This is a genomic window from Oscillibacter sp. UBA6647, assembly GCA_002455655.1.
Classification (GTDB): Bacteria; Bacillota; Clostridia; order Oscillospirales; family Oscillospiraceae; genus Oscillibacter.
On sequence record DKLF01000065.1, the window covers coordinates 1 to 6,665 of the forward strand.

A 6,665-nucleotide genomic window follows, 5' to 3' on the forward strand; every position below is an offset into this window, starting at 1 on the left:
TAATTTATATTGTAGGAGGATTGTCATGAATCGTACTTTGATCTGTCAGATACTGAACCACGAAATGATGCTGGCCACCGGGTGTACGGAGCCGGCGGCGATTGCCTTGACCGCTGCTGTCGCACGGGAGCACTTGGTGGGGGAGCCAACCCACGTAAAGGTGCTGGCCAGCGTCAACATCATCAAGAACGCAATGGCTGCCGGCATACCGGGAACGGAGTGCACCGGCATGAACTACGCGGCGGCACTTGGCGCTGTGTGCGGACGAGTGGAGCGCCGATTACAGGTGGTGGACGGCGCTTCGCCGGAGGATGTGGCCAGGGCCTTGGAGCTGGTGCAAAGCGGCCAGGTGGAGATGGGCCGGACGAAGGAACCGGATAAGCTCTATGTAGAGGTGGAGCTGACCAACGACGCGCATCAGTCCCGCGCGATTATCCGGGGAGCCCACACCAATGTGACATTGGTGGAGGCGGACCACAAAGCGCTGGAGACGGCTGCACAGGAAGCTGCCGCCGATCCCATCACGCCGCAGGTCATTAAGGATACCTTGAGCATTCAGACGATTTATGAATTCGTGGAAACGCTGGACCGGGAAAAAGACGACCTGCACATGATTGAGCAGGCCATCAAAATCAACAGTGAAATTGCAAAGGTGGGCGCGGAGGGCAACTTCGGCCTGAACGTGGGGCGGCACATCCGCAAAAGTCAGGAATCCGGCCTGATGGGCAGTGATGTGATGCTGGAAGCGGTGGCCGTCACCTCCAGCGCGGCGGACGCCCGCATGGCGGGGGCCAACGCGCCGGTGGTCACAAATTCCGGCTCCGGGAATCAGGGTATTACCGCAACGATGCCCATTGTCTCTGCGGCGAAGTCCCTGAAGATTGACGACGAGCGGATGTTCCGAGCCGTGACGCTGAGCCATCTCATATCCATCCACATTCACGCGGACTTCGGTCTTCTCTCCGGCCTTTGCGGTGCCACCATCGCCGCCACGGGCGCTGCCTGTGGACTGGTGTACTTACTGGGAGGTGGTTTACAACAGGTCGGCTACGCTGTCAACAATATGCTGGGAGACGTGACGGGGATGCTGTGCGACGGGGCAAAGGCTGACTGCGCGCTGAAAATCTCCACCTGCGTGTTTACCTCTTTCCACTGCGCGGCAATGGCTCTGCGGGACGAAACCGTGAAGCACACCGACGGCATTGTGGAGAAGGACCCGGAGGTGACCATCGCCAACTTTGTGAAGCTTGGCAACGACGGTTCGCCCAAAATGGACGACCTTGTGCTGGATATGCTGCTGCAAAAGGGAAGATAACGTCGGATACGGATGGGCGGGGAAGGCTATGCTTTCCCCGCCCGTTCCTTTGCACGCTTTTCCAAGGATTCTCCTTGTCATGAAAGGAAAAAACTGCTATAATGTGGGCATTGACTTTAAAATGCGTTTAACACAAGGAGATTACTTTGCTGCATTATATTCAGGCGCTGCTTGCGCAGCTTGACCTTGCCTCCATGCTGGATGCGGTGCTGCGGGTAGCATCCGTCCTTCTGTGTCTGACGGTGCACGAGACGTGCCACGGTCTGGCCGCCCTGTCCCTAGGGGACAAAACCGCAAAGGAACTGCACCGGCTGTCTTTAAATCCCCTGCGGCACATCGACTGGTTTGGACTTGCCATGATGTTTACCGTGGGCTTTGGCTGGGCGAAGCCCGTTCCGGTGGACCCGCGCTATTTCAAGGACCCGAAGCGGGGAATGGCGCTGACGGCGCTGGCGGGGCCGCTCTCCAATTTAGCATTGGCGCTGGCGCTGCTTTTTGCCAGCCGTGGGATTTACATGTACGCGGAGTATACGCCGGCGTGGGACGGCATTTTCAATTTTCTGCATTCCACCGCCATTCTCTCCATCGGGCTGGGGCTGTTTAACCTGATCCCCATTCCGCCGCTGGACGGGTCAAAGGTCTTGGGCGCACTGTTGCCCGATCAGGCTTATTTCACGCTGATGCGCTACGAGCGGTACGGAATGCTGCTTTTGTTGCTGCTCTCTTTTGCAAATGTGGGTGGAGGACTGATTGGCCGAGGTATCTACGGCGTGTACACCGCTATGGTGAACCTGATTTATTGAGGTGAACGATTGTTGGACAGTCCCGTATTCAAGCTGGAAAAAGTGGTCCGGGCCAAAGCGCAGGAAGAAATGCAGGACTTTGAGGGGCCGCTGGACTTAATTTTATTTTTGCTTGGTAAAAACAAGCTGGAGATTCAGGACATTGCCATCTCCCTGATTTGCGGCCAGTACCTTTCCTGGCTGGAGGCCCGCAAGCAGATGGATTTGGAGGTGGCCAGCGAATTTATCTCCATGGCCTCCCATCTCATCTATCTCAAGACGCGGATGCTTCTGTCCATTGAGGATGAGGAGGCTCGGGGTGAAATGGACGCGCTGATCAAGTCGTTGGAAGAGCGCCGCCGGAGTGAAAGCTACGGTGTTGTGAAGGCGGCGGCCAAGCGGCTGGAGCCCATGGGGGAGTTTGGCCGTAGCATTGTTCTCCGCCAGCCGGAACCGGTGGAACGGGGAAAGATTTTTGAATACGATCAGGACCCGGTGGATCTGATTCTGGCCATGGCGGACATTCGGGAGCGTTCGGAGCGGACGCTCCCGCCCCCCAGAGCGGCCTTTGCCGACATCGTACGCCATGAGCCATATCCCGTGGAGAGCAAGGCAAGGGAGATTATCCAGCGGCTTAAAAGTGAGGGGATTACCCGATTTTTGCTGTTGTTCCGGGGAAACCGGACCCGCAGCGAGGTGGTAGCCACGTTTTTGGCGGTGCTGGAGCTGTGCCGCGCCAGCATCATTCGGCTGGCCGGATCCGAGACGGACTGCACCGTGAAGCAGGAGCAGGAGCTGCCCGAAAATCTGACACTGTAAGGAAAGCGGCATGGAAAATTTGGACATGAAGGAAATCGAGTCCGCCGTGGAGGGTATTTTGTTTGCCTCCGGCGACCCGGTGCATATCGACCGCATCTGCATCGCGCTGGAGGCGGACCGCCCCACGGCGGAGCGGGTGCTGCAAAACCTGATGGATCACTATGCCTATGACCGCCGGGGCGTACGGCTGCTCCATGTGGAGGATACGTGGCAGCTATGCTCGGCGCCGGACTATGCGGAGGTAATCCGCAGGGCCTTTGAAATCCGAAAGCCCGCCAAGCTCAGCCAGCCCGCGCTGGAGGTGCTGACGGTCATCGCCTATTATCAGCCCGTGACCCGGGCATATGTGGACCAGATTCGGGGTGTGGACAGCGCCTATACTGTGGGACTGCTGCTGGACCGAAAGCTGATTGAGGATTGCGGGCGGCTTCAGGTACCGGGGCGGCCCCGGCTGTACCGGACCACGAAAAATTTTCTCCGCTCGTTTCATCTCCACTCGCTGGAGGATTTGCCGGAACTTCCGGATTTTGGCGGCGCCGGACAGATGCGCCTGGGAGATAACGGTGAGATTTTGGACCCGGAGGGCGAACTGCGGGAGACCGAGGAGAACGACGGGGCGAAACAAGGCGAATAAGCCTTGCCGCCCGGGAATGCCGCGGAAGGAGGGGGAACCTTGCTCTTACTGAAGATTCTGGTTGGTCTGGCGATTTTATTTCTCCTGCTGTGCAGGGTGCGGCTGGGCATCCGGGTGGACATTGCCGAGATCGTCTCGGCGGACGTGGCCGTTGGCTTCCTGCGCTTTCGGGTTGTGCCCGCCAAGGGCGGGGCAAAAATAATTGCCAAGCCCAAAAAAGAAAAAAAGAAAAAAAAGCCGAAAGACCTGACAAAAGCCGTGAAGAAAATTCCTATACCCACGGTGGAGGACTTAAAATCCGCATATCATATCTTTCGGGGGCCAATGAGAAAAATTTTGCTGCGGATTGGACGAGGCATCCGCATCCACCCTTTGTCACTGTCAGCAACACTTCCGGGGCAGGAGGACCCCGCGGCGGCGGCGGAAAACTATGGCCGCGTCTGCGCAGCCATGTGGACGGTGATGCCGCTGCTGGAAGAACTGATCGATATTCCCAAGCCGTCCTTGCATGTGGGCGTGGATTACGACTTAGAGCATGTTTACATCCGGGGGCATGTGGGTGTTTCCATCCGCGTTGGAACGCTGTTGTCCATGGGGTTTGGCGCGCTGATTCCAAGCGCGCGCTGGTTTATAAAATTTTATCGGGCTCATAAAAACGACAAACCGCGGCAGGAAAAAGCGGCCGAGACAGAAGTGCCGAAATCTGCCGCATAGAAAGGAAATTGCTATGGATAATACTGTTGAAAAGAAGCACCCGCTGAACGACCTGATGCGCTCCACTATGGAAAAAATTCGCGAAATGGTGGACACCAATACCATCGTGGGCCAGCCGATTAACACGCCCGACGGCGTGACCCTCATCCCCATCTCCAAGGTCAGCTTCGGCTTTGGCAGCGGCGGAGGAGACTATGGCGCGACCCAGCCCCAAAATTTTGGCGGCGGCAGCGGCGCGGGCGTAAAAATTGTCCCCGTGGCGTTTCTTGTAATTAAGGACGGAACCACCCGCGTTCTGCCGGTTTCCCTGCCGCCGGTGTCCACCGTGGATCGGCTGGTGGATATGGCTCCGGATATTCTGGACAAAGTGGAAAAATATTTCGACAAAAAGAAGGAAAAAGAGGAGTTCTGACGGGGGTATACTAAGGTCACCTCAGTGGAAAGGTGATCGTGGATGAAAACTCGCTTCAAACGCTTCAAGGCGCTGCTTTGCGCCCTTTTATGTCTGTATAGTATTTTCCCTTGCAAGGTTGCGGCTGTCAGCACTTCTGCTACGTCTGCCATTTTAATGGACGTGGATTCAGGCAGGGTGCTGTATGCCCAAAACGAAAATAAAAGAATGCTGATTGCCAGCACGACGAAAATTATGACGGCGCTGGTGGCGCTGGAAAACGGGGAGCTGCGCGGCGCCGTGAAGGTTACGGCGGAGGCCGCCAATACGGAGGGCTCCTCCATGTACCTGAAGGCGGGGGAGAAGCTGACGCTGGAAACCCTGTTGTACGGGCTGATGCTCTCCTCCGGAAATGACGCGGCGGTGGCCGTGGCGCAGGGTGTGGCCGGCAGCACTGACAAATTCGTGAAGCTAATGAACCAAAAGGCGAAGGAATTGGGTATGAGCGGCACTTCCTTTGCAAATCCCAACGGGCTGGACGACGAAAAGCACTATTCCACCGCCAGAGACATGGCGGTGCTGGCCTGTGCCGCCATGAACAACGAATCATTTGCCCGCATCGTCTCCACCCGCAGCGTCACCGTGGGCGGGCGGACGCTGACCAACCATAACAAGCTGCTCTCCTATGTGGACGGCTGTATCGGATTGAAAACCGGTTATACCAAGGCCGCTGGCCGTACGCTGGTATCCTGCGCGCGGCGAAACGGACAGCGCTTGGTGGCGGTGACGCTGCAGGATGGGAACGACTGGGCGGACCACGCCGCGCTGTATGACTATGGTTTTTCTCAATATCCTGCTCACCGGGCCATGACCATCGGCGAAACGGTGGGGACGCTGGCGGTGACGGGGGGAGTGGGCACCGCAATCCCTGTGGTGGCGGCGGAGAGCTTTTCCTGGCCTCTGGCGCAGGGAGAGAAGCTAGAGGTTCGCTTTGAACTTCCGGAGAGTGTAAAAGCTCCGGTGACGGCGGGAACGAAAGTCGGACATGCTGTGTTTACCTTGAGCGGCAAGGAGATGGGGCGGGTGGATCTGCTATGCGGCGGCGATGCGCTGTCCGCCATCCAGCCTCCTTCAAGCCTGCTGCGCCGCATGGGTGAATTGCTGAAGAAGTGCTGAGTGCGCCGTCAGGCGGCGCGGAGTTTCGAAATATTCAGACCGTTTGGCGCGGGAAACCCATCCCGACGGTCTGGGGCCGCGCGGCAAGCGCGGCCTTTCCAATTTTGACACACAGAAGGGAGCGGCGGACATGGAGGAACGTCTGCAAAAGCTGCTGTCCGCCGCGGGGCTGTGCTCCCGCCGGGCGGCGGAGGAATGGATTACCGGCGGGCGGGTGACGGTGAATGGCCAGACCGCTTATTTGGGCGACCGGGCCGACCCGGACCGGGACGACGTGTGTGTGGACGGCGCTCCGCTTGGGCGGAAAGAACACAAAACCTACATATTGCTGAACAAACCCCGGGGCTATGTGACCACTCTTTCCGACGAGAAGGGTCGTCCCACGGTGGCGGAGCTGGTGAAGGATGTGGGGACGCGGGTGTTCCCTGTGGGGCGGCTGGATATGGATTCTGAGGGTCTTCTGCTGCTGACCAACGATGGGGCGCTGATGCAGCGGATGATTCACCCCAGCTTTCAGATTGATAAAACCTATGAGGTGGAGGTTTCCGGTTTCCGGGCTGGGGCGGACGCGGCTCTTGGGGCTGTTACGGAGCTTGAAGGGGAGCGTATTTCTCCGGCCACGGTGGCGGTGCTTTTCAAAAACGGGGACCGGGCGCGGCTAAGTGTGGTCATTCACGAAGGAAAAAACCGCCAGATTCGGCGTATGTGCGCCCAATGCGGGCTGACGGTCCTCCGGCTGCGGCGGGTGCGGGAGCACGCTTTGGAGCTGGGCGCGCTGCCGGAGGGGAAGTGGCGGTATTTAACTGTGGAAGAGCTGTCTGCGCTGCAAGCGCA

8 protein-coding genes are annotated in these 6,665 nt (G+C 58.2%); all 8 read left to right on the forward strand.

Going from position 1 to position 6,665, the window contains the following annotated elements:
- The first annotated feature begins 25 nt into the window (after positions 1-25).
- Entirely contained in the window at positions 26-1,315 is a 1,290-nt protein-coding gene (locus tag B2W96_RS04900; RefSeq protein ID WP_293009111.1) for a serine dehydratase subunit alpha family protein, read from the forward strand.
- Between the two features lie 146 nt (positions 1,316-1,461).
- Positions 1,462-2,118, forward strand: a complete 657-nt coding sequence (locus B2W96_RS04905) for a site-2 protease family protein (protein ID WP_293009113.1) — start codon at positions 1,462-1,464, stop codon at positions 2,116-2,118.
- 12 nt (positions 2,119-2,130) lie between these two features.
- A complete protein-coding gene (locus B2W96_RS04910) occupies positions 2,131-2,916 on the forward strand; it encodes a segregation and condensation protein A (protein WP_293009115.1) in 786 nt (261 codons plus the stop codon).
- A 19-nt stretch (positions 2,917-2,935) separates the two neighbouring features.
- A complete protein-coding gene (gene scpB / locus B2W96_RS04915; protein WP_293009125.1) occupies positions 2,936-3,550 on the forward strand; it encodes an SMC-Scp complex subunit ScpB in 615 nt (204 codons plus the stop codon).
- Positions 3,551-3,589: 39 nt separating this feature from the next.
- Positions 3,590-4,264, forward strand: coding sequence for a hypothetical protein (locus tag B2W96_RS04920; RefSeq protein WP_293009117.1), 675 nt, complete (start codon positions 3,590-3,592; stop codon positions 4,262-4,264).
- Between the two features lie 13 nt (positions 4,265-4,277).
- Positions 4,278-4,676, forward strand: a complete 399-nt coding sequence (gene ytfJ, locus B2W96_RS04925; RefSeq protein ID WP_293009119.1) for a GerW family sporulation protein — start codon at positions 4,278-4,280, stop codon at positions 4,674-4,676.
- A gap of 42 nt (positions 4,677-4,718) precedes the next feature.
- Positions 4,719-5,831 carry a D-alanyl-D-alanine carboxypeptidase family protein gene (locus B2W96_RS04930; RefSeq protein ID WP_293009121.1) on the forward strand — a complete coding sequence of 371 codons (1,113 nt, stop codon included), beginning with the start codon at positions 4,719-4,721 and terminating at the stop codon, positions 5,829-5,831.
- 130 nt (positions 5,832-5,961) lie between these two features.
- The coding region (locus B2W96_RS04935; protein WP_293009123.1) for a pseudouridine synthase at positions 5,962-6,665 on the forward strand (704 nt) is incomplete at its 3' end.